This is a genomic window from Bosea sp. NBC_00550 (assembly GCF_026020075.1).
Taxonomy (GTDB): Bacteria; Pseudomonadota; Alphaproteobacteria; order Rhizobiales; family Beijerinckiaceae; genus Allobosea.
In genome coordinates this window covers 2,335,821-2,356,386 of sequence record NZ_CP102772.1, presented here as the reverse complement: position 1 = coordinate 2,356,386, position 20,566 = coordinate 2,335,821, and the positions used below count along the sequence as shown (strand labels likewise).

Genomic DNA, 20,566 nt, shown 5'->3' with positions numbered 1-20,566 from the left:
CTCAGTCTTCTCTTTTGCGAATTGTCCGCTTCGTGGCGCACCCCCAATGTCTGGTTGTGGGCGCGGATCGGCAGAAACTGAGGGTGCCGCCGAACTACCGCTTCCCACCCAATTGCGCCGTTGGCCGAATGACGAAATGGCACGCCGGGTGCCCGCCGTGCCCAGTGTCACAAGTCCGTTTGCTCCGAAAGGAGAAGCGCGTCGTCAACCTCGATGCCGAGGTAGCGCACGGTGCTCTCCAGCTTTGTATGGCCGAGCAGGAGCTGACAGGCGCGCAGATTGCCGGTGCGTTTATAGATCAGCGCGACCTTCGTTCGGCGGAGACTGTGAGTTCCATAGAGCGCTGGATCCAATCCGATCAGACCCACCCAGGTGTCGAGGAGACGGCCGTACTGGCGCGTTGTGATGTGATCACCATGCCGGCTACGGCTCGGGAAGAGCCAATCCTCTTCGCGCGGGCCTCTCTTTCTGAGCCACGCTGTGAGTGCCTCGCGGGCCGAATCGACTAGTTTAAACGGCACCGGCCGCCAGGTCTTCTGTTGAACATCGCCGTTCGCAGGCGAACGGTGCCTCCGAGGACGACATCGCCAACGCGGAGACGAACCAGATCGCATCCCCTTAGCTTGCTCTGGATCGCGAGATTGAACATGGCGAGATCACGAACGCGCGCCTCGTGCTGCAGCCGGGTGCGTATCGCCCCGATATGCTTTGGATTCAGAGGTGGTTTCGGTCCGATGATGCGCTCGAGGTTCCACGCCTGATGAGGCAGTTGGTTCTGCGCTTGGATATCCATGGCTGATCCCCTCTTGGGACGCCGCATCCGGGGTTATTCTATCAAGTGTTGCGGGACGTGGCGCTCGCCTCGCGCCAGAAGCAGAAGTTGGGCTTCAGCCGTAATGCCGACATTTGGCCGGCCGTACTTCCGTCCAATCCGGGTCGGCAGACGTTGACCGGCGAATTATCGTGGCCAGCCCAGATCGGCCTTTTTTCACCTGCGGAGTTCGCGCCCGATTGTGGCGGCGATGTCCTGCAGCTGGGATGCTAGAGCCTCCACCTGCAAATGTCCCATACGGCGCGTCACCCCGGCCACGGTTACGGCGGCGAAGGGCCGGCCGGCCTCGTCGCGTATCGCGACCGACAGCGCGCGGGTGCCCGGTACCAGCCCCCGGTCGCGCAGGGCATAGCCGAGATGCCGGGCGGTGCGCACCCAGCCGTGAGCCACCGCCTCGTCGATGCGGTAGCTGCGCAACCGCCCCCGATTCTCGGCGAGCACCGCGGCGGCCTCGCCGGGTTCGAGCGCCGCGAGCAAAGCCAGCCCCGCGCTGCTGACGCCGAGCGGACGACGATCCCCGACGCGCAACGGCAGCACCTGGATGGGATAGGAGCCGAGCACACGCGAGATGCAGATCGTGTCGAAGCCGGTACGTTGCGTCAGGAAGAACGTGTCTCCCACCGTCTCCGCCGCACGGGCGATGTGGGGCTCGCCCACGGCCTGCAGCACGCTCGGGCGCTCCCGCGAGAGGGCGAGGAACTGGATCTGCTCGCCGACGACATAGCGCCGCGTCGCCGGCCTGTGTTCGACGAGCCCCTCGGCGACCAAAGCCTTCAGCATCCGGTGCACGGTCGGATGCGGCACGCCCGTCGACCGCGCAAGCGCCGACAGGCCGAGCCCAGCCTCCCGGCTCGCGGCCAGGATGCGCAGGATCTCGATCGCCCGTCGGAGGCTGCCGGTGCCTTGAACAGCGTCAGCTCTGACATTCGGGGATCTCATGCGACGCGGTCCACCTCAGCTCCATCGGTCTTGTCCATTATATGGACAGAAAATGAGGAATCCAGTTGTGCCCCACCTCGCGCTTCGATCCGATCAACGAGAACAGGCCCGGATAATCCGCCGGCGGGGAGGAAAAGTTCATGAGGCTGGCGAGCTTTCGCAGCGCCGAGGCGGAAGGCTATGGCGCGATCGTCGACGACGGGGTGATCGATCTCGGCCGGCGCCTGCCGGCCTTGCCCACCCTGCGACATGCGATTGCCGCGGGAACTCTTCAGACTCTGCGCGACGCGGCCAAGGGGCAGAGCGCCGACCATGCGCTCGCCGATGTCGAACTGCTGATCCCGATCCCTGCGCCGGAGAAAATCTGGTGCGTCGGCGTGAACTATGCCGACCGCAATGCCGAGTACAAGGACGGCTCGGACCTTCCGCGCTATCCGAGCCTGTTCTGCCGCTCGGCCTCCTCCTTCGTCGGTCACGGCGTCCCGCTCGAACGCCCAAAAGTCTCCGAACAGCTCGACTACGAGGGCGAGATCGCTCTGGTGATCGGCCGGGGCGGGCGCCACATCCCGCGCGAAAGCGCGTTGGACCACGTCTTCGGCCTGACGCTGTGCAACGAGGGCACGGTGCGGGACTGGCTGCGGCACGGCAAGTTCAACGTTACCCAAGGCAAGAATTTCGACCGCTCCGGCTCGATCGGTCCGTGGATCGTCACCTCCGACGACATCGATCTCTCGCGGCCGCTGGAACTGACGACGCGTGTCAATGGCGAGGAGCGCCAGAACGACACGACCGAGCGCCTGATGTTCCCGTTCGATCGGCTGCTCGCCTATCTCTCCACCTTCGCGACGCTGAAGCCGGGGGACATCATCGTGACGGGGACGCCGACCGGGGCCGGGGTTCGCTTCGACCCGCCGCGCTGGCTGAAGCCTGGCGATCTCGTCGAGGTCGAGGTTCCCGGCATCGGCCTGCTCTCCAATCGCGTCGTCGACGAAGCATAAGGGGCGACCATGCTCTCTGCCAACCAGATCGCCGCCGCGGCACGCGCCCTCGACGAAGCCGAGCGCAGCCGCGTGCAGATGGGCCAGCTCAGCCTCGCCCATCCGGGGCTGACCATTGACGATGCCTATGCCGTGCAGAGCGCCTGGATGGAGAGCAAGCTCGCCGCCGGGCGCAAGGTCATCGGCCGAAAGATCGGCCTCACCTCGCGGGCCATGCAGAGCGCAGTCAATATCGACGAGCCGGATTACGGAGTGCTGCTCGACGACATGCTCTTTCCGGATGGCGGCCGGATCCCGACCGATCGCTATATCGAGCTCAAGATTGAGGCCGAACTCGCCTTCGTGCTGAAGGACAGGGTCGCGGGGCCGCGCTGCACGGTCTTCGACGTGCTCAACGCCGCGGACTACGTCGTGCCGGCGCTGGAGATCCTCGATGCGCGCATTCAGCGCATCGACCCCGCCAGCAAGGCGACGCGCAAGGTCGTCGACCCCATCGCCGACAACGCCGCCAATTGCGGCATCGTCCTGGGCGGACGCCCCTTCCGGCCGCAGGACGCCGACCTGCGCTGGATCTCCGCCATCGTCAGCAAGAACGGCATGGTCGAGGAGACCGGCGTCGCCGCCGGTGTGCTCAACAACCCCGCCAACGGCATCGTCTGGCTCGCCGACAAGCTGGCCCCGCGGGGCGTGGTGCTGGAGCCCGGTCAGGTGATCCTGGCGGGATCCTTCATCCGCCCGATCCCCTGCTCCCGGGGCGACACGATCCATGCCGATTACGGACCGTTCGGCACGGTCTCCTGCCATTTCGCCTGAGGGGTCGCGATGACCAGACGCCAGAGCATCCATGTCGAGGGCTTCGGCCACAAGAACCCGATCCCTGCCGCCTGCCGCGTCGGCGACGTGCTGATGTCGGGCATCGTCTACGGGCTCGATCCGGAAACGGGCAAGCCGGCCGAAACGCTCGACGCGCAATGCGCGCTGATGTTCCGGCATATCCGCAGCATCATGCAGGAAGCCGGCGGCTCGACCGACGACATCGTCAAGGTGACGGTCTGGCTGTCCGACCGCTCGCAGCGCGAGCAGGTCAATCTCGAATGGCTCGCGATGTTCCCCGATCCCGCGAACCGCCCGGCTCGCCAGGCGATGGCTGGCGAACTCGACGGCGGCAAGCTCATCCAGTGCGACTTCGTGGCGGTCATGGAGGGTCGGGGCTGATGGGCGGGACGACCGACATCGCGGCTGCGGACCTGCCGGCCGAGGCGAGCTATCGCCTGCTGACCGGGCTCGTCGTGCCGCGCCCGATCGCATGGGTGACGACGATTTCGGCTGCCGGCACCGTTAATCTGGCGCCTTTCAGCCATTTTACCTTCGTCTCGCCGAAGCCGCCCCTGCTGGCGATCAGCGTCGGCCGCAAGGGCGACACCTACAAGGACACGGCCCGCAACATCCTCGCGAGCGAGGAATTCGTCGTCCACATCGCCGATCGTTCGTTGGTCGAACCGCTGCATGACAGCGCGAAGGAGTTCGCGCCTGAGGTCAGCGAGGTCGCGGAGCTGGGGCTGGAAACCGCGCCCAGCCTGCATGTCGCGGTGCCGCGGTTGGCCGCCGCGCCCGTCGCTATGGAATGCCGGCTGCGGCACTGCATCGAGTTCGGCGAGACACGCAGCCGCCTCCTCGTCGGCGAGGTGCTCGTCTTCCGCCTGCGGGACGGGCTGATGGCCGACGGCAAGGTCGATACCCGCGCGCTCGACCCGATCGGGCGCATCGCCGGCCCGAACTACACGACGCTCGGCGAGATCATGACGATGCGGGCGATCCACCAGACCTCCAAATCCTGATCGCGACCGGAGCCTTGTGATGGCGACCTACCTCCCGTTCGATCCCGCACCGCGCGCGCCGAAGTCGCCGCTGCCCGCCTTGGCCTGCGACAGCCAGTTCCATGTGCTCGGCCCCGCGGAGCGCTACCCGGTGCGCCCCGGTGCGGTCTACGAGATGCCGAGCGCCAGCATCGAAACCGCGCTCGCCATGCATGCGACACTCGGTATCTCCCGCGGTGTCGTCGTCCAGCCGACCACATACGGCGCCGATCACAGCGTCACGCTGGATGGTCTGGCGCTCGCCGGCCCGAACTATCGCGGCTGCGCCAACGCCGCCGTCTTCCAGGACCGTGGCGACGCCTATCTCGCAAAGCTCGACGCCGCCGGCGTGAAGGGCGCGCGCTTCACACGAGCGGGGCTTGGCATCGGCATGAGCGAGACGGAGTTCGAGCGCGCGCTCGCACGCATCCGCGAGCTCGGCTGGTATGTGAAGGTGCAGCCCGAGGTCGAGGGCATCATCGGCAACATCGCACCTTTCGAAGCGCTCGACCTGCCACTGGTGCTCGACCATATGGGCCGCCCCGATCCCGCCCGAGGAAAGGACGACCCCAGCCTCGCCAAGATCCTGCAACTGCTGAAACGCGACACGGTCTGGGTAATGCTCTCGCTCACCGAGAAGATCTCGCGGGCCGGCGCACCCTGGGACGACGTCATCCCGACCGTGGAGGCGCTGCTCGAGGCCGCACCCGACCGCATCATCTGGGGCAGCGACTGGCCTCATCCGGTCTCCGTCCGGCAGCCGCCGAACGAGGGCGATCTTCTCGACTTCCTGTTCCGTGCCGTGCCCGACGAGGCTCTGCGACGCGCCGTGCTCGTCGACAATCCTGCGAGGCTGTTCGGCTTCTGAGGCAAGCGGCGCAACAAAGACCCGACAATAAATTCTGGGGAGTGCAAGATGAAACGTCTCATGATCGGCGTCATCGCCATGGCCGGCATCGTCTTCGCGGGAGAGGCTGGGGCCCAGACATGGCCCAGGGGCATGGTTAAACTCATGGTACCCTATGCTGCCGGCGGCAATGTCGACGTCGCGGCGCGGCTTCTCGCCGAGAAGCTCCAGCGCGATACCGGGCAGGCCTTCGTGATCGAAAACAGGCCCGGCGCCGGAGGTCTGATCGGCAGCGAAGTGGTGGCGAAGGGCGAGCCGGACGGCAGCGTTCTGCTGGTCGGCGCCAACGGGCCGATCCTGTTCGCGCCCGAGATGGCCGCACGCCGCGCCTATGAATGGCGCAAGGATTTCGTGCCGATCACGACCCTGACCCTGACGCCGCTGATCCTGCAGGTGCATCCGGACCGGCCCGCGAAGAGCTTCGCCGAGTTCGTCGAGCTCGCGAAAACGCGCAATCCTCCGCTGAACATGGCGTCTCCAGGTGCCGGGACGACCAACCATCTGATCTCCGAGGTGATGCAATCCAAGCTTGGAGCGAGCTGGACGACTGTCCAGTATCGCGGCAATGCGCCAGCGACCAACGATCTTGTCGGCGGACAGGTCGATTTCAACCTGGACCAGCTCTCCGTCGCGTTGCCCTTCGTGACCACCGGCAAGACCCGCGCCCTCGCGGTGACGGGGGCGAAGCGGCTGCCGGAACTGCCGGACGTCCCGACATTCGTCGAGCTCGGCTATCCGGAATTCGACGGCCAGACCTTCACGGGCCTGATGGCGCCTGCCAAGACGCCGGAGCCTGTCGTCGCCGCGATCCATGCCGCGGTGACGAAAATCCTGAACGAGCCCGATACCGCCAAGCGCTTCGCCGATCTCGGCACCCGGGCCGCACCGATGGAGCGCGAGGCCTTCCGAGCCTATCTCGAGAAGGAGGACCAGAGCTGGGTGCCGCTCATCCGCAAGCTCAAGATTCAATTGCAGTAGGCAGGTTTACTAAGGCCTCCCTCCATCTCGCCCGGAAGCCGGTTGTCGGGCCGGGCTTGTCTGGCAGCATGCATCCTCAGCGATTACGACGGCACGGAAGGCAACCTAAGTTTCCCGATGCTGCGGGGGATATCGGCAACCGCCCACCGAGGTCGGCACCCTATCTTGGCTGGACGTCCATCGAGTCGATCCAGGCATTCGCCGCGATTATCTCCAGAGGGCCCGGTACTATTCGGAGGACGACCGGTACCTGCTGGAGAAGCTCGGGGGGAGCACTCGGAGGTGGTGATCGACGGGCGGCTGCATGGCTGCGGCCGAATGGCTGACGAGGCGTTAGGAATTCGCTTGCACCTCTATGCAACCATTCCATTCCCCGACAGTTAGATCGGGTTGGTCCCCTCGAGAGTTCCCATGACAAAAACTCTTGTTCTGGTCGTGGAGGATGAGCCACTCATTCGCATGAACGCGGTCGCGTTGATCGAGGAGGCTGGCTACGACGTCATCGAGGCAGCGCACGCCGACGAAGCCATCGAGCTTCTTGAGACCCGCCCTGATATCCGCGTCGTGTTCTCCGACATCGAGATGCCCGGAGGATCTATGGACGGCCTGAAGCTGATCCACGCAATCCGCAAGCGCTGGCCGCCGGTGACCTTGATCCTGGCGTCCGGCCGGGTCTCGCCGAGGGCGGAGGAGATGCCGTCCGAGACCGTCTTTCTGGAGAAGCCGTATCGCGAGGACGCGCTGCTGCATGCGCTGGCTGCCTGGCCGGCCGCAAACTTTCGGTCCAAGACTGCGGCGTGGTAGTGATTGCTTCCGATCTCCACAGGTCCCGCCATTGCACGACTTTCAAGATGACCTCGATGCGGTCGCCCAAATCGCGGCGGTGCCAAGCATTCTCGACGTGGTGTGCCGCATTACCGGAATGGGCTTCGCCGCCGTCGCGCGGGTCACCGACGACCGCTGGGTCGCCTGCGGGGTCCGCGACGAGATCGCCTTCGGTCTCCAGCCGGGCGGCGAACTCAAGATCGAGACGACTATCTGCAACGAAATCCGGGACCATCGCGAGATCGTGGTGATCGACAACGTCGCGGAGGACCCGGTCTACTGCTCCCACCACACGCCGGCGATGTACGGCCTCCAAAGCTACATCTCGATGCCGATCGTCCTGTCGGACGGCCGCTTCTTTGGCACGCTGTGCGCGATCGATCCAAAGCCGCACGTCGTCAGCACCCCTTCGACGATCGCCACTTTCAAGCTGTTTGCGGAGCTGATCGCCTTCCACCTCGACGCTCACCAGAAGTTGGCCGAAAGCCAGGCGAGCCTCGCAACCGAGGTCCAGACCGGCGAGACGCGGGAGCAATTTATCGCTGTCCTCGGCCACGACCTCAGGAACCCCCTCGCGTCGATCGATGCCGGCCTGCGCATGCAGGACCGGACCGAAGACCTGAACAAGATACGGTCGCTCACGAAGATGATGAGTTCCAGCGTCGTCCGGATGTCGGGCCTGATTAACGACGTGCTGGATTTCGCGCGTGGGCGCATGGGCAGCGGCATCGCGCTGAGGCGCCAAGTTGTCGGCGACTTGGAGAGCCGACTGGGCGAGGTGATCAACGAGCTTCGGACCTCACATCCCAACCGCGACATTCTTGCCGAGTTCGACATCGCGGGTGAGGTCCACTGCGACAACGCCCGCATCGCCCAGATGCTGTCCAACCTTGTGGCGAACGCGCTCACGCATGGCGCCGATGATCGCCCCGTCGTCGTGAGGGGAATGACGGCGCCCGGCGTCTTCGAACTCTCGGTTTCGAATTCCGGCGAAGTGATTCCGCCGGAGGTGGCGTCAGAACTATTCAAGCCCTTCGTCCGCGGCGCTGTGAGGCCAAGCCAACAGGGCCTCGGCTTGGGGCTCTACATCTGCTCCGAGATCGCCAAGGCGCACGGCGGCACGCTGGACGCCACGTCCACGCTCGAGGAGACCCGGTTCACGTTCCGGATGCCTAACTGACCGTCGCGGCCGCCTGCGAACCGCGTACCTTGATCGCGACTTGGGTCACCAACCAGCCTGGTCACGCCTAGGACGCCAGGTCGACGACCACAGGCTCGAGTCCGCAGGACCGGATGAAATCCAGCAGTTTGGCTGGCGATATCCCGGTGCTCTCGACGTTGGTCAGTGGGTGGAAGTTCATCTGCTCGGCGTCGAGCAAGGAAACGACAGCCGTAGTCAGCCCGGCCTAGTCGTTAATCAGCCCAAGTGGGCAGGGCGCCCGGCATCATGCCGAGCAGTTCGGGCATGCGCTCGCCCGAAGGCGAAGCCGGGCGGCCGCTAACGCTCATCGCTTAGTCGACATCATCCGCTTTCCACGCATCTAAGCCATCGCGAGGTTTGTCGAAGAGGGTCCTCGCCAGCGCCATAAGCGCAGATCTCGGGCGTTCGAGAAGCGCATAGCGCTGCGTAAAAGGGCGGTTTGATAGCACATCCGCGCGCCGGCTATCATGCAAGGAGCGATCGATAGAGTTCCCAGTATCGATCGGCCATGCGGTCCACAGTGAAGCCCGCGGCGACTGACGAGCGGCAGGCGGCGCGATCGATCTCGTCGAGGCGCCCAATCGCGTCCACGGCCTCATCGAGGCTATCGACCAGAAAGCCCGTCACCCCATGCTCGATCAGTTCCGGCATCGAGCCGCGCCTGGAGGCGATGACCGGTGTTCCGCAGGCGAGAGCCTCCACGACCGATAGGCCGAAAGGCTCCTCGAAGTTGATGAGGTGGAGCAGGGCTCGCGCGGAGCCCAGAGCTTTCGTGCGGGCAGTCCTGCCGACCGGGCCAAGATAGGCCACGGAACGATCGTCGAGAGCGGGCAAGACATGCTCGTTATGGTAATTCTGGTCCTGCACGATGCCCGCCATGACCAGCCGTCGGCCTACGCGGCGTGCTGCCGTGATCGCCTCGGCCGCCCCCTTGTCGGGATGGATCCGGCCGAAGAAGAGGAGGTCTTCGCTGCCATCGGGATCAAAGGGAAAATCCTCCAGTCTGATCCCGTGATGGATCGTCGCCGCATAGCGCAAATCGGGATGCCGGTCGGCAGCGCTGATCGCGACGTAGTGGACGCGATCCTCATACGCCTTGAAGGCGGGCAGGATCCGGCCCGAGGAGAAGCCATGGATCGTGGTCACCACCGGCGTCTCGACCAGCCGCGAGAAGGCGAGCGGCACGAAATCGGCCTGATTATGGATGAGATCGAACTCGTTTGCGCGTTCGAAGACATGGGCAACGTGGAGCATCTCCCAGACCTTGGCATCGATGGTGGGGTCTTCGGAATACGGCGCCGGGCAAACACCCGCGAGCGTGCCCGCCGTCTGGCTGTCCCTGGTGGCAAATAGGGTGACGTCGACGCCGCGCGCCACCAGCGCCTCGGTCAGGAGACTGGTCACCAGCTCCCATGGACCATAATGGCGCGGTGGGGTGCGCCAGGAGATCGGCGCCAGCATGGCGATGCGCAAACGGTCGTCCTTTCCTAAATCATCGGCCCGAAAAGTGGATTGCGGTTTTCGGAAAATCTGATGAAAAAATAAAAGCCGTGATCAGGCTTCTAGGATCACGCCCTCATTCGCCCGCAGCAGCAGCGCATTATCCTCGACGAGCGTCGACTCGGCGATCGTCGACAGGATCGGCCGGCAATTGCTTGCCCAGCCCGGCAATTCGAGACGCTGTCCATCTGTCCCGATATTAAGCGCCACGATCAGCCGCTGCACCCCGTGCCGGCGCTCAAAGGCAAGCACATCGCCTGTAGAGTCCAGCAGCGTGAAATCGCCGATCTCCAATGCCGGATGCGCGCGCCGGAGGGCCAGCAACCGGCGATAGAGCGCCAGAATCGAGGCCGGCTCCTCAGCCATGACCGCAACGTTGCGCGCCGGCCAATCGGCATTCAGCGGCAGCCAGGGCGAGGCGGTGCTGAAGCCCGCATTCTCGCTTCCGTCCCACGGCATCGGTGTGCGGACAGGATCGCGACCGAGGCCGAGCCCGGGCTCTCGCAATTCGCGGGGGTCCTGAACCCGGCCGGGCGGGATCTGGAAATCGCTCAGGCCGAGTTCGTCGCCATAATAAAGGGTCGGCGTGCCCCGCAACGTCAGCAGGAGCATTGCAGCGATGCGAGCCTGCGCCCGACCCAGTTTGCTGGCGACGCGCGGCCGATCATGGTTGCCGAGCACCCAGTTAGGCCAGGCACCCGGTGGAAGCGCCGCCTCGTAGCCGGCGATCAAATCCGCAAGAGCGCGCGCCTGCCAAGACGCATCGATCAGTTGAAAGTTGAGTGGCAGATGCACGCCTGCCCGCTCCTGCCCGTAATATTGCATCAGCCGGTCGACCGGCAGGTAGATCTCACCGATCAGCACGCGCTCGTCCCGCTCTGCCGTTCCATAGCTCTCGGCGATGGCGCGCATCTCCGCGGCAAGCGCATGCACTTCGGGCTGGTCGGTCGAATGGAGCTGGAGCACGCGGTGCATTTCGCCCATCGCAGGCCGATAGGCCGGATTGGGCGGATTGTCGGGATAATCCGCTGCCTTGATCAGGTGCCAGAGCACGTCGATACGGAAACCGTCGACGCCGCGATCGAACCAGAACCGCATCACCTCGTGCATCGAAGCCTGCACGGCGGGATTGCGCCAGTTGAGGTCCGGCTGCTCCTTCAGGAAGGCGTGGTAGTAATATTGGCCAGAGGCTTCGTCCCACGCCCAGGCCGAGCCACCGAAATCACTGATCCAGTTGTTGGGTGGCCCGCCATCGGGGGCAGGATCGCGCCAGAGGTACCAGTCCCGTTTCGCAGCGTCGCGCGAGGAACGGCTCTCCACGAACCAAGTATGGCGGTCGGAGGTATGGTTTGGCACGAAGTCGAGCAGAACCTTGAGCCCGCGGGCGTGGGCGCGGGCCAAAAGATCGTCGAAATCGGCAAGAGTGCCGAAACGCGGGTCGACATCGCAGTAATCGGCGACGTCATAGCCGAAATCCGCCATCGGCGAAGGGTAGACCGGAGAGATCCAGATGGCGTCGATGCCGAGGCTGGCCAGATAGTCGAGTCTGTGCGTGATGCCTTTGAGATCGCCGATGCCGTCGCCGTTCGTGTCCTGAAATGAACGCGGATAGATCTGGTAGATCACGCCCGTCTGCCACCACGGAGCGGTCATACCAACCGCCTCCTGTGTATGCGGTTTCGTCCGATGCCACGCCGCTCCATCAGGTTGTCTCGCTGTCAGCTTGGATCGTCCCGTAGCGCCCGTCTGCAAGTGCCGTGGGTAAAACGCTCTATTTCGGCGAGTGCATCATCAAGCGTCTTGAAGGGGCCGCGTTTCATGGACCCCATCGTCTGCGGCGCTTGGCCCGCAGGTTCGATCCTGAATTCGCCGGTGGGTTCTTCGGCATGCCCCATGGGCCGGCTAGGCCGGTGACGACGCGTATCGCGCCATCACCATCGGGGCAGTCGATCCGGTTTACTGGATGACCTGAACGATGCGACCCGTTCTGGGATCGACCAGCACGGTGCGGTTGTTGACCACCGTGTAGCGATAGCTCGTCTCGCCATATTCGCGCGGCACGTCGTAATAGACGACACCTTCACTCGGCAGCGTCGTGCCGACGACCACGGGCTCGGCATAGGTGTATGACGGGCGACGCTGCTCCACGACATAAGTCTGGAAGCGCGGCGTCTGGTCGCCGATGATCGCACCGACCACCGCCCCGCCGACACCGCCGACGACGGCGCCGATCGGACCGCCGACGATCGCGCCGCCAACCGCTCCGGTCGCCGCGCCGCCGACTGCCCCACCTTGGGCTGCCGGTGCATTCTGAGCGAAGGTCGTTGCAGGAATGGCAGCGATTACGGCAACAAGGAAAAAAGTCTTGAGCATGGAAGTAATCCTTCGCATGAGTCAGCCGGAAGGAAAATCCCGCAAGATGACCATCTATGTCGGAAACGTATCCAAAACAAAAAAGTTCCAGTTGAATATTTCGATAATAAAATAAAGTAGCTCACATAATTTTATGAGTATCCGGACGAATTCTCATTGTTACGCAAGAATCGGAATTTTGATGGTCCTGAGTAATCGCAGGCTTCGAGCAGCGGCGCGCTATTCCCCCGCCCGCCGCTCGCTCCGATGGGGCACGGACCAGCAAATGAAGATTGTGCATCGCAACATAATCAGCGCGCGGCCGTTGGGCTCGTGTCAGCGCCATCTCGGCATGACCCGCAAAGGACAGCCGCGATGCGCAATCTCTCTGACACGATCGCACGCCTGAATCGGTTCATATGGCGGCCGGAGGTCCGGCAATGCCTTCCCGACTGTCGCCGCTCGCCAAGTTCGGCGCCAATCCAGGCGCGCTTCGGGCGTACACCTATGTTCCCCAAGGTTTGCCGGAACAGGCGCCGCTGGTCGTCGTACTACATGGCTGCATACAAACGGCGGCCGCATACGACCATGGCGCCGGCTGGTCCCAGCTTGCGGACCGACACGGCTTCGCGCTTCTCTACCCCGAGCAACAGCGGGCCAACAACGCAAACCTCTGCTTCAACTGGTTCGTGCCCGAAGACATCCGGCGAGGCTCCGGAGAGGCGCTTTCGATTGCGCAGATGGCCGGGACAATGATCGAGGCCCATGGGCTCGACCGACGGCGGGTCTTCATCACCGGGCTTTCGGCCGGCGGCGCGATGACCTCGGCGATGCTCGCAACCTATCCCGAGCTCTTCGCGGGTGGCGCAATCGTTGCGGGGCTGCCTTTTGGATGCGCGACTTCGATCCCCGAAGCGTTTGACAGGATGCGGGGCCACGGACTTCCCGCGGAGCGAGACCTCGAGGCCATGGTGCGTAGCGCGTCTAGCCACCATGGGCCTTGGCCCACGCTCTCGCTTTGGCATGGCGCAGCCGACCAGACCGTTGCTTACGCGAACATGGACGCCATTGTTGCACAATGGAGGGGCCTTCATGGGCTGCAGCGCGTAAGCCCTGAGAAAAACGCGATAGGCCTGCATTCCCAGCGGGTCTGGCGCGATGACGCCGGCGTTCCAAAAATCGAGGCGTTCAGCGTCGAGGGCATGGGGCACGGCACGCCCCTTGGCAGTGCGGACGATATCGGGGCTTCAGGAGCTTTCATGCTCGAAGCGAGGATCTCATCGACACGTCACATTGCCCGGTTCTGGCAGTTGACCGAGACGGGATCCGAACTTTCGTTGACCACCAATGGCGAAAAACTGAAATCCGAAGCCACGCCTGAGCGTGTCGGCGACAAACCTGCCGCCCCCTTCTCGCAGCTTCGGGCGTCCGCTACTGGCGTGGGAAAGGTGATCGAGGACGCGCTGCGAGCGGCGGGGCTCATGCGCTAGTCCCGATGGGATAGACCGTGGTGCTCTGTGTCGCTGCAGGATGGAAGGCCTGCCGAGCGGCACTCGGCAGGCCTGGCCGAAATGCACGCGCGTGCGCCATGCCGAGCAAGTCCGATGCAGGCGATCGCTGCTTGAGCAGGTCTGGAACGCTTCGCTGCCAGGTGTGAGCGCAACCTGTCGAGGGTATCGCGAATATAAAGGGGTCACCACGTACTGTTCAAGCAACTTGATGCGCATGCTGAGAGCTGGTTGAGACCATCTCAGATTATGAGCCGCCCGACGAAAATTTAATCCTGCGGCGAGAACAACAAGGCATTCCAGGGATCGCGATTGGATTTCCATCTCAAAGAACGTTCGACGGGCGTCATCGTGCTTTAATCGTAACTTTCGACTTCGTCCGCCTCATCATCGTATATCACCTTCATGAGCAGCACATACCGATTGAGCGAGGCCATGCTCAAATCGCGCAGGCACCTCACCTGAAGTTTAAGAGCCTCTGCGCGAATGACCCCGCGAAACTCGGGCGTGTGGAGATTGAGCCTCTCGCTCCAGTCGAGCAAGCCATGCAGCTGCCTATCCCAGGCAGAACAGGTCCGGGTTTGAAATGTCTTACTCGGCGTCAGTTCCGAGGCCTTGGCGAGAGAGATTGGTGCCAGACCTACGCATGCGCAGAACAATAACATTGAAAAACAGTCTACTGACCCCTTATGCATCGGAGTGCCTCGGTTATTTGTTTTTGCTGCGGGATTATCATTCATTATGCTATGCAATGTTTTGTCTAATCGCTTTAGTTGCTTGATATTCGATATTAATTAATTCGAGAAGGCGAAATATATTTATTGGAAATAGTATCAAATGAAGTAATAGTATCGGGTATAATAATGAAATTATGCCGTATATTATAAATAGTACGTTTGCAGAAATGGCGTATATCCTCGTTGTTTTCATGCTTTTATTATAGAAAGCCAATATTGTACAAATTGCTGCTAGTAGACCTACAATGTCTACTTTATTTATTTGCGATAATTGTTCGTAGCTTGGCATATTGATAACAAGCTCCGATATTTCTTGGATCCAGCTGCGATAGTTACTATTATATATAAATCCGTTTCCGAGATTATGGTGGCGCAACAACAGCGGAATCTGAGCGCAATTAACTTGCCACATTCAAATTGGTTGAGGTGGCTATTTGATAGGCATTTCTAAGATTTCTGCCAATTCTGTCAAAACGCTGCGAAAAGTGTCTATGCTGAGACGACTAGAGGGCCCACGGGGAACGAGCCAATGAACACGGCTGCGATCGATCCTGCCCAGTTGACGATGTTCGATGTCATCCAAGCGAGACAACCCGAGGATTTGGAGGGCTCGTTCCGGATTAGCGAACGCGTTGCAAAATCGAGCCGGATCTACACCTACCAGCTCCAGAGCAGAGCGCTGTGGCGAGCCAGCTTCGCTAGACCATTTTTTACCCTCGCAACCCGTAGCACCGGCGCAATCGTCGCGAGCTACGCCAACAGCAGCTTTGCAACCGAGCTCTCCATCGACGGCGACGAAGGCGACCTTTTTTGCTTCACATCGATCCTCGCCGGCCACATGGCGTTGGCTCAACGAGGAAAGCACGCGACAGCCATGAGAGGCCAGGGTTTCGCGTGGCGCCCGAGCCGGGGAACTCAGCTCCTGATTGGCGATGACAACGCGCGCACAAATGTCTTCTTGAGGGTTACGGATGTCGAGGATGGGCTGGTACGCATGCTCGACGAACCGCTCCGCCAGCCACTAGAATTCGCGCCCAGCGTCGACTGGAGCAGAGGGCTGGCAGCGAGCCTCAAGAGTCAGCTGGATTTTGTGTTTAACGACTTCCGGCGAGAGGACGGCGTGGTCAGCAGCCCCGTAGCACTCGCGTCCTTGATCGATCTGTTGGTCTCGCTTGTGCTACGCGGCACGTCGCACAACTATTCCAATTGGTTGGCGAAGGGCTCTTCCGGGACCGTCCCGGCCTACATTCGGCGTGCGGAGGATTTCATGCGCGAAAGTGCCACTGAACCGATCCGCATGGCTCATGTCGCGGCAGCAGCTGGATGCAGCCTGCGGACCCTTGACGATGCGTTCAAGCAATTCCGCGGCAGCACGCCGTTGGGCGCGTTGCACGCCATTCGACTAGAGTTAGCGCGCGAAGAGCTAGCTCTTGGCGTGCTAAGTGATTCTGTCACTACCGTCGCTCGCCGATACGGCTTCACCAATTCGTCGCGGTTTGCCAAGGTCTTTCGCCGTCGCTTCGGCGAAACGCCGATGGAGGTCGCGCGACGCGCCTCGCGCTCTTTGTGGCGAGACGTTTAGCGGAACTGCTGGCGGTCCTGTGGATAGTCCCCTTTTCTTTTCGAACTCGTCCGGGCTGAGATAGCCAATAAACGAGTACGTGCAGTTCGTGTTGTAGAACCTTTCAATCTAACCGAGTACATTGGCTCTGGCTGTGTTGTAATCTGCCGTCAGCGCCCTTGATGCCATTCAGAGGGAGGAAGGATTTCTGGATCATCACAGCCCTTATGGAACGCAGATGAGTCAAAACCAAAGGCCGCGCCAGTGAACCCCAGGCCGGAGAAAGCACCGGCAGAGCAGGTCGTGAAGGACATCCGCCGAGCGACGCGCCGAAGCGATGAGCATGCATCTGCCGACGATCTGATTTTCAAAAGCAGCCGATCCACTCCCGTTTCGTCCAAGGTATTAGCTGCCGAAAGCGGACTGTAGAGAGGTCTGTATCGGGCCACTCTTGCTCGTTGGCTGGATCGCAGACCGGACTGCCCAAGAGCCGACGTCCCGGGAGTCCGGAAGGGCCAGAATCTGACGTTCGTCAGACCCCTCCTTGTTGGTTCAATCGCGCCACTAGCGGAAGTTGGGGCCTAGCCAGGAAGCAGACATTTCGCGCGGACGGAGTGGGCGGCAGTTCGCGACCCATGTCAGACGTTGGCCGCGAGTCCGCATTTCGAACCAGGCTGACGCTTCCCGACGTTGAGAGCGTCCGCTCTCGGGCGATCAAACCGCGGTTCCCGGCGGCGAATTGCCATATTGATGTGGCGCAGCCAGCGAGTACCCGCCATGACAGTCAGGAGCTATAATTCGACTCAGCTCATAAGGCATTCTAATTAAATGGCGCAGCCGAACTTCAATGATCTGGCCGCCTTCGCCATGGTCGCGAAGGAGCGTAGCTTCACCAAGGCCGGTGCCAAGCTGGGAGTCTCGCAGTCCGCACTCAGCCAGACCATCAAGGCTCTCGAGGAACGCCTGAAGCTTAGGCTTCTAACGCGCACCACCCGAAGCGTCGCTCCCACCGAAGCCGGCTTGCGCCTTCTCGAAACCATCGCGCCGCGCTTCGACGAGATCGAGGCAGAGATCGCAGCGCTTGGCGAATTGCGGGGCAAGCCGGCCGGGACGATCCGCATCACGGCCGGCGAACATGCTGCGATCGCAGCTTTGCAGCCAGCCCTGCGCCGCTTGCTGCCGGATCATCCCGACATCAAGGTCGAGATCATCGTCGACTATGGCCTCGTCGACATCGTGGCGGCGGGCTATGATGCGGGGGTGCGTTTGGGCGAGCAGGTCGCAAAGGACATGATCGCCGTCCGGATCGGGCCGGAGATGCGTATGGCCGTGGTCGGATCGCCCGCCTATTTCAAACGCTACGGTGTTCCGGAAACGCCGCAGGACCTGACCTCCCACAACTGCATCGCGTCTCGTCTCCCCACCTATGGCGGCCTGTTTCCCTGGGGCCTCGAAAAGGATGGGCGCGAGGTCAAGGTACGTGGTGAAGGGCAACTCGTGTTCAATAGCCTCGCACTTCGGCTGAACTCAGCGCTCGACGGGCTCGGCCTTGCCTACCTGCCGGAGGACCAGGCGATCCCGCATATCCGCACGGGAAAGCTCATACGCGTGCTCGACGATTGGTGCCCGCCGTTTCCCGGCTACCACCTCTACTATCCGAGCAGACGGCATTTCTCCTCGGCTCTCTCCCTGCTGGTCGATGTCCTGCGCTACCGGGGTTGACGCTGCCAGAAGCGGATACCCTCTCCTATCCAGCCCTCTGCGCTGGTGCCGATGCCAGGACCGAAGCCGTGCGCGACATCCGGGTAAACCCTGTACTCGGTCTCGGCGCCCATGCTGCGGAGAATGGCGATGCGCCGCTCCATCGACGCCGGCGGTGCAATACCATCGTGCGCACCGACGACGGCGAAGGTGGGCGGCTCCACGGCCCCGACATCGGCATGAGCGGTGTAGGCCATGATGGCGGCAGCGGGCCGGGGCAATTCGGGTCCACCGAAGCGGGCCGCACCGTGGCTGCCGATGAATGCCGCCATGCGCGCGCCGGCGGAACTGCCCCAGAGCGAATATGCGCGGGTATCAACCTGCAGCACGGGGGCGTTCCGAAACACGAAGCCGATTGCGGCCGCCAGATCCCGGGTGGCTGTTTCTCCGCCCATTCCGGCCCGGTATTTCAGGACGAAGGCGTTCAACCCGGCGCGGCTGATCTCGGCCGCGTAGGGGAATCCTTCATGGACCGATCCGACATAGGCAAAACCGCCTCCTGGAGCGATGATCGCGAACGGTGCGCCGGGCGTGCCGCGCAGGAAGAACAGTCCCGCATGTAACTTGCTCGGGTCGACGCGTCGCTCCTCGTCGTCATAGAGCTCGTAGAAGATCTGCCGGCCGCGACCTGCGTCCTCGATCAGTCGGTTGAGCGCGGCAACGGTCGAGGGGATGTCGACCTGGGTATGGTAGGGCAGCAGGCTGGCGATCGAGGAAAGCCTGGCGCTCTCGTCGAGCGCGCGATCGTCCCAGGGCAGTATCCGACGACCGAACCCGGTAAATGCCGGATGAGAGACCAACTGCCCAAGGGTGGCGTCACCGGTCAGAGGCTGATGCCGCGGAGCCGTCTCGGCCGATGCCTGGGTCGAAGCCGAACACAGTGCTGCCGTGGCGAGCCACTCACGCCGTGATAGACGCGTCGTCATGGTGATACGGTCGTCGGAACGGGCCGGGCGTCGCGGCTTCGGCGGCGGCCGAAATCGATCAGCCTCATGCCATAATACGTGCCCGACATGACCAGCCCGGCGATGGCGCCGACATGAATGAAGAAGCCCGCGACCGACTCTTCAAAGTTCCACCAGTCGAGGCTCATCTGCATGGTCAGCTTCATCCCGATGCCCAGAACGAGGCAGCTCCAGATGCCGTAAGCAGCCACTGCGCCCGTGAACGCGCGCAGGAACCAGGTCCTGGTCGGACCGGTGTCGCGAATACCGAAGGCCACCCTCGCCAGCCCCATGAGCATCGGCCAGCGCAGGCCGAGATGCACCGCCACGATGACCAGAACCCAGTAGGCGGCGACGGTATGGATCTGGCGCACGGTGAACCCGCCCCAGGGAGGCAGGAAGGATGCGAGCGCATTCGAGATCAGGATGCTGGTCGTCAGCAGCGCCAGCATCGCAAGAAGGAGTCCGCCGGTGAGGAGGGCGTTGAAGAGGCTGCGGGGCTCGCGCCGTGTCCTCGGGAGACTGCCGTACCAGCGACGATTGAACACGTTGTGCGCGATCAGCAGCACGAACATGAGCGTGCCCGCGATCTCGTGTGCGACATTGCCGAGCCACCAGTAGGACAGGCCGAGCACGAGCAGGACGGCTGCGAGACCGTCCAGCCAGAGACGAAGGGCGAAGAACCGGCTCATCGTAAAGCCTATTCGACCGGTTTGCCGTTGAAGCGCGGGATCCGATAGGCCGTGTAGAGATAATCGCTGCCGGCCTGACTGCTGTGGCAGCTCGCGCAGCGCGCTGTGTTCTCGGCGGTGTTGATCTTTCCGTCCGGCCAAAACCACTGATACTGCCAGTCGCCGGTCCGGCGGCGCTCGTCGTAGTCGGCGCCCCAGCCCTCGCCCTTCTCCATGACGAAGTAGCGGAACAGCTTGCCGTCCCGGAAGTCGACCAGCACGAAATGCGTGCCCGGCGGGATGGGCTGGCGGTTCTTGACCGCCTCCAGCGCCTGCGGCGTCGTCATGATGTGCTCGGTGACGTTGCCGCGCCGTACGGTAGTGTAGTGGACCAGCTTATCGAGATCCGGAAGCGTCGCCCGGGTGGACTCCGCATGCACCTGCCAGCCGACGCCGAGAACGATGGTCATCGCGGCGGCCGTCACGGCCGCCTGGGTAGCGCGTTTCATCCTGGATCCTCAGCGGCCGTATTGCTGGTCGGAGACGTGCTCCATCCAGTCGACGGTCTTGCCGTCCAGAGATTCGGAGATGGCGATATGCGTCATCCCGGAAGCCGGCGATCCGCCATGCCAGTGCTTCACGCCAGGAGGAATCCAGACGGTATCCCCTGGCCCAATCTCCTGAATCTCGCCGCCCCAGTGCTGCACCCGACCGACGCCGTGGGTGACGATCAGGGTCTGGCCAAGCGGATGGGTGTGCCAGGCGGTGCGCGCACCGGCTTCGAAACTGACCGCGCCCCCACCAACGCGCGCCGGAGCCGTTCCCTGGAACCTCCCTGTCACCGAGACCTTGCCGGTGAAGTTCTGGGCCGGGCCGTCGGTCGGCTTCTGCGCGGAGGCGCGCTGGACCGCCACCTCCTGGTTGCTCTGAGCGAGCGCTGCCCCGAAAGGTAGCGCCATCGCGGCGAAGATCAGGGCGGGAGTGAGCATGATGGGG

The 20,566-nt window shown here is 62.9% G+C and carries 19 protein-coding genes and 2 pseudogenes; 11 read left to right on the top strand and 10 right to left on the bottom strand.

The genetic code is table 11. The features are described from left to right. Positions 1-167 precede the first annotated feature (167 nt). Together NWE53_RS11300 and NWE53_RS11295 are read right to left on the bottom strand one after the other, a co-directional pair. Positions 168-793, bottom strand: a pseudogene (locus NWE53_RS11300) (tyrosine-type recombinase/integrase). A 195-nt stretch (positions 794-988) separates the two neighbouring features. Next, complete coding sequence (locus tag NWE53_RS11295; RefSeq protein ID WP_265054390.1) at positions 989-1,771, bottom strand: IclR family transcriptional regulator; 783 nt, start codon at positions 1,769-1,771, stop codon at positions 989-991. Between the two features lie 140 nt (positions 1,772-1,911). Here NWE53_RS11295 and NWE53_RS11290 point away from each other — a divergent pair, with 140 nt between their 5' ends. From NWE53_RS11290 to NWE53_RS11255, 8 genes are all read left to right on the top strand, one after another. Beyond that, positions 1,912-2,769 (top strand): fumarylacetoacetate hydrolase family protein, encoded by an 858-nt coding sequence (locus NWE53_RS11290; protein WP_265054389.1) that lies wholly within the window; start codon positions 1,912-1,914, stop codon positions 2,767-2,769. Between the two features lie 9 nt (positions 2,770-2,778). Continuing rightward, entirely contained in the window at positions 2,779-3,582 is an 804-nt protein-coding gene (hpaH, locus tag NWE53_RS11285) for a 2-oxo-hept-4-ene-1,7-dioate hydratase (protein ID WP_265054388.1), read from the top strand. 9 nt (positions 3,583-3,591) lie between these two features. Continuing rightward, complete coding sequence (locus NWE53_RS11280) at positions 3,592-3,984, top strand: RidA family protein (protein ID WP_265054387.1); 393 nt, start codon at positions 3,592-3,594, stop codon at positions 3,982-3,984. Then, on the top strand, positions 3,984-4,607 hold the full coding sequence (locus NWE53_RS11275) for a flavin reductase family protein (RefSeq protein ID WP_265054386.1): 624 nt from the start codon (positions 3,984-3,986) through the stop codon (positions 4,605-4,607). Before NWE53_RS11280 ends, NWE53_RS11275 begins: the two co-directional genes overlap by 1 nt. Positions 4,608-4,626: 19 nt before the next feature. Further along, on the top strand, positions 4,627-5,493 hold the full coding sequence (locus NWE53_RS11270; RefSeq protein WP_265054385.1) for an amidohydrolase family protein: 867 nt from the start codon (positions 4,627-4,629) through the stop codon (positions 5,491-5,493). A gap of 48 nt (positions 5,494-5,541) precedes the next feature. Continuing rightward, complete coding sequence (locus tag NWE53_RS11265; RefSeq protein WP_265054384.1) at positions 5,542-6,510, top strand: Bug family tripartite tricarboxylate transporter substrate binding protein; 969 nt, start codon at positions 5,542-5,544, stop codon at positions 6,508-6,510. Positions 6,511-6,921: 411 nt separating this feature from the next. Next, entirely contained in the window at positions 6,922-7,314 is a 393-nt protein-coding gene (locus tag NWE53_RS11260; protein ID WP_265054383.1) for a response regulator, read from the top strand. A gap of 31 nt (positions 7,315-7,345) precedes the next feature. Continuing rightward, positions 7,346-8,515 carry a GAF domain-containing sensor histidine kinase gene (locus NWE53_RS11255; protein ID WP_265054382.1) on the top strand — a complete coding sequence of 390 codons (1,170 nt, stop codon included), beginning with the start codon at positions 7,346-7,348 and terminating at the stop codon, positions 8,513-8,515. A 486-nt stretch (positions 8,516-9,001) separates the two neighbouring features. Here NWE53_RS11255 and NWE53_RS11250 read toward each other — a convergent pair whose 3' ends face one another. The 3 genes from NWE53_RS11250 to NWE53_RS11240 all read right to left on the bottom strand — a co-directional run bounded on the left by NWE53_RS11250 (position 9,002) and on the right by NWE53_RS11240 (position 12,409). Continuing rightward, entirely contained in the window at positions 9,002-10,009 is a 1,008-nt protein-coding gene (locus tag NWE53_RS11250) for a glycosyltransferase family 4 protein (RefSeq protein WP_265054381.1), read from the bottom strand. An 81-nt stretch (positions 10,010-10,090) separates the two neighbouring features. Then, positions 10,091-11,689: an alpha-amylase family glycosyl hydrolase gene (locus NWE53_RS11245; protein ID WP_265054380.1), complete on the bottom strand. Its 1,599-nt coding sequence runs from the start codon at positions 11,687-11,689 to the stop codon at positions 10,091-10,093. 303 nt (positions 11,690-11,992) lie between these two features. Then, the gene (locus NWE53_RS11240) at positions 11,993-12,409 is read right to left on the bottom strand and encodes a DUF1236 domain-containing protein (RefSeq protein ID WP_265054379.1); all 417 of its coding nucleotides are present in this window, start codon (positions 12,407-12,409) and stop codon (positions 11,993-11,995) included. 419 nt (positions 12,410-12,828) lie between these two features. Between NWE53_RS11240 and NWE53_RS11235 the strand changes: the two genes are divergently transcribed. Continuing rightward, positions 12,829-13,878 carry an extracellular catalytic domain type 1 short-chain-length polyhydroxyalkanoate depolymerase gene (locus tag NWE53_RS11235; protein ID WP_265054378.1) on the top strand — a complete coding sequence of 350 codons (1,050 nt, stop codon included), beginning with the start codon at positions 12,829-12,831 and terminating at the stop codon, positions 13,876-13,878. A gap of 171 nt (positions 13,879-14,049) precedes the next feature. Here the strand turns inward: NWE53_RS11235 and NWE53_RS29995 are convergent. After that, positions 14,050-14,220: pseudogene (locus tag NWE53_RS29995) on the bottom strand (helix-turn-helix domain-containing protein); the annotation flags it as partial. A 942-nt stretch (positions 14,221-15,162) separates the two neighbouring features. Here NWE53_RS29995 and NWE53_RS11230 point away from each other — a divergent pair. Both NWE53_RS11230 and NWE53_RS11225 read left to right on the top strand, forming a co-directional pair. After that, positions 15,163-16,215, top strand: coding sequence for an AraC family transcriptional regulator (locus NWE53_RS11230; RefSeq protein ID WP_265054377.1), 1,053 nt, complete (start codon positions 15,163-15,165; stop codon positions 16,213-16,215). An 807-nt stretch (positions 16,216-17,022) separates the two neighbouring features. After that, positions 17,023-17,916 carry a LysR family transcriptional regulator gene (locus tag NWE53_RS11225; protein ID WP_265054376.1) on the top strand — a complete coding sequence of 298 codons (894 nt, stop codon included), beginning with the start codon at positions 17,023-17,025 and terminating at the stop codon, positions 17,914-17,916. Here the strand turns inward: NWE53_RS11225 and NWE53_RS11220 are convergent. Genes NWE53_RS11220 through NWE53_RS11205 form a run of 4 tightly spaced genes read right to left on the bottom strand, consistent with a single transcriptional unit; the run spans position 17,904 to position 20,559 of the window. Further along, complete coding sequence (locus NWE53_RS11220) at positions 17,904-18,881, bottom strand: alpha/beta hydrolase (protein ID WP_265054375.1); 978 nt, start codon at positions 18,879-18,881, stop codon at positions 17,904-17,906. The two genes, NWE53_RS11225 and NWE53_RS11220, sit on opposite strands and share 13 nt — an antisense overlap. Further along, positions 18,878-19,591, bottom strand: a complete 714-nt coding sequence (locus NWE53_RS11215; protein WP_265054374.1) for a DUF4405 domain-containing protein — start codon at positions 19,589-19,591, stop codon at positions 18,878-18,880. Before NWE53_RS11215 ends, NWE53_RS11220 begins: the two co-directional genes overlap by 4 nt. Before the next feature lie 8 nt (positions 19,592-19,599). Further along, positions 19,600-20,079, bottom strand: a complete 480-nt coding sequence (locus NWE53_RS11210; RefSeq protein ID WP_265054373.1) for a cytochrome P460 family protein — start codon at positions 20,077-20,079, stop codon at positions 19,600-19,602. Between the two features lie 9 nt (positions 20,080-20,088). Further along, on the bottom strand, positions 20,089-20,559 hold the full coding sequence (locus tag NWE53_RS11205; RefSeq protein ID WP_265054372.1) for a (R)-mandelonitrile lyase: 471 nt from the start codon (positions 20,557-20,559) through the stop codon (positions 20,089-20,091). Positions 20,560-20,566 lie beyond the last annotated feature (7 nt).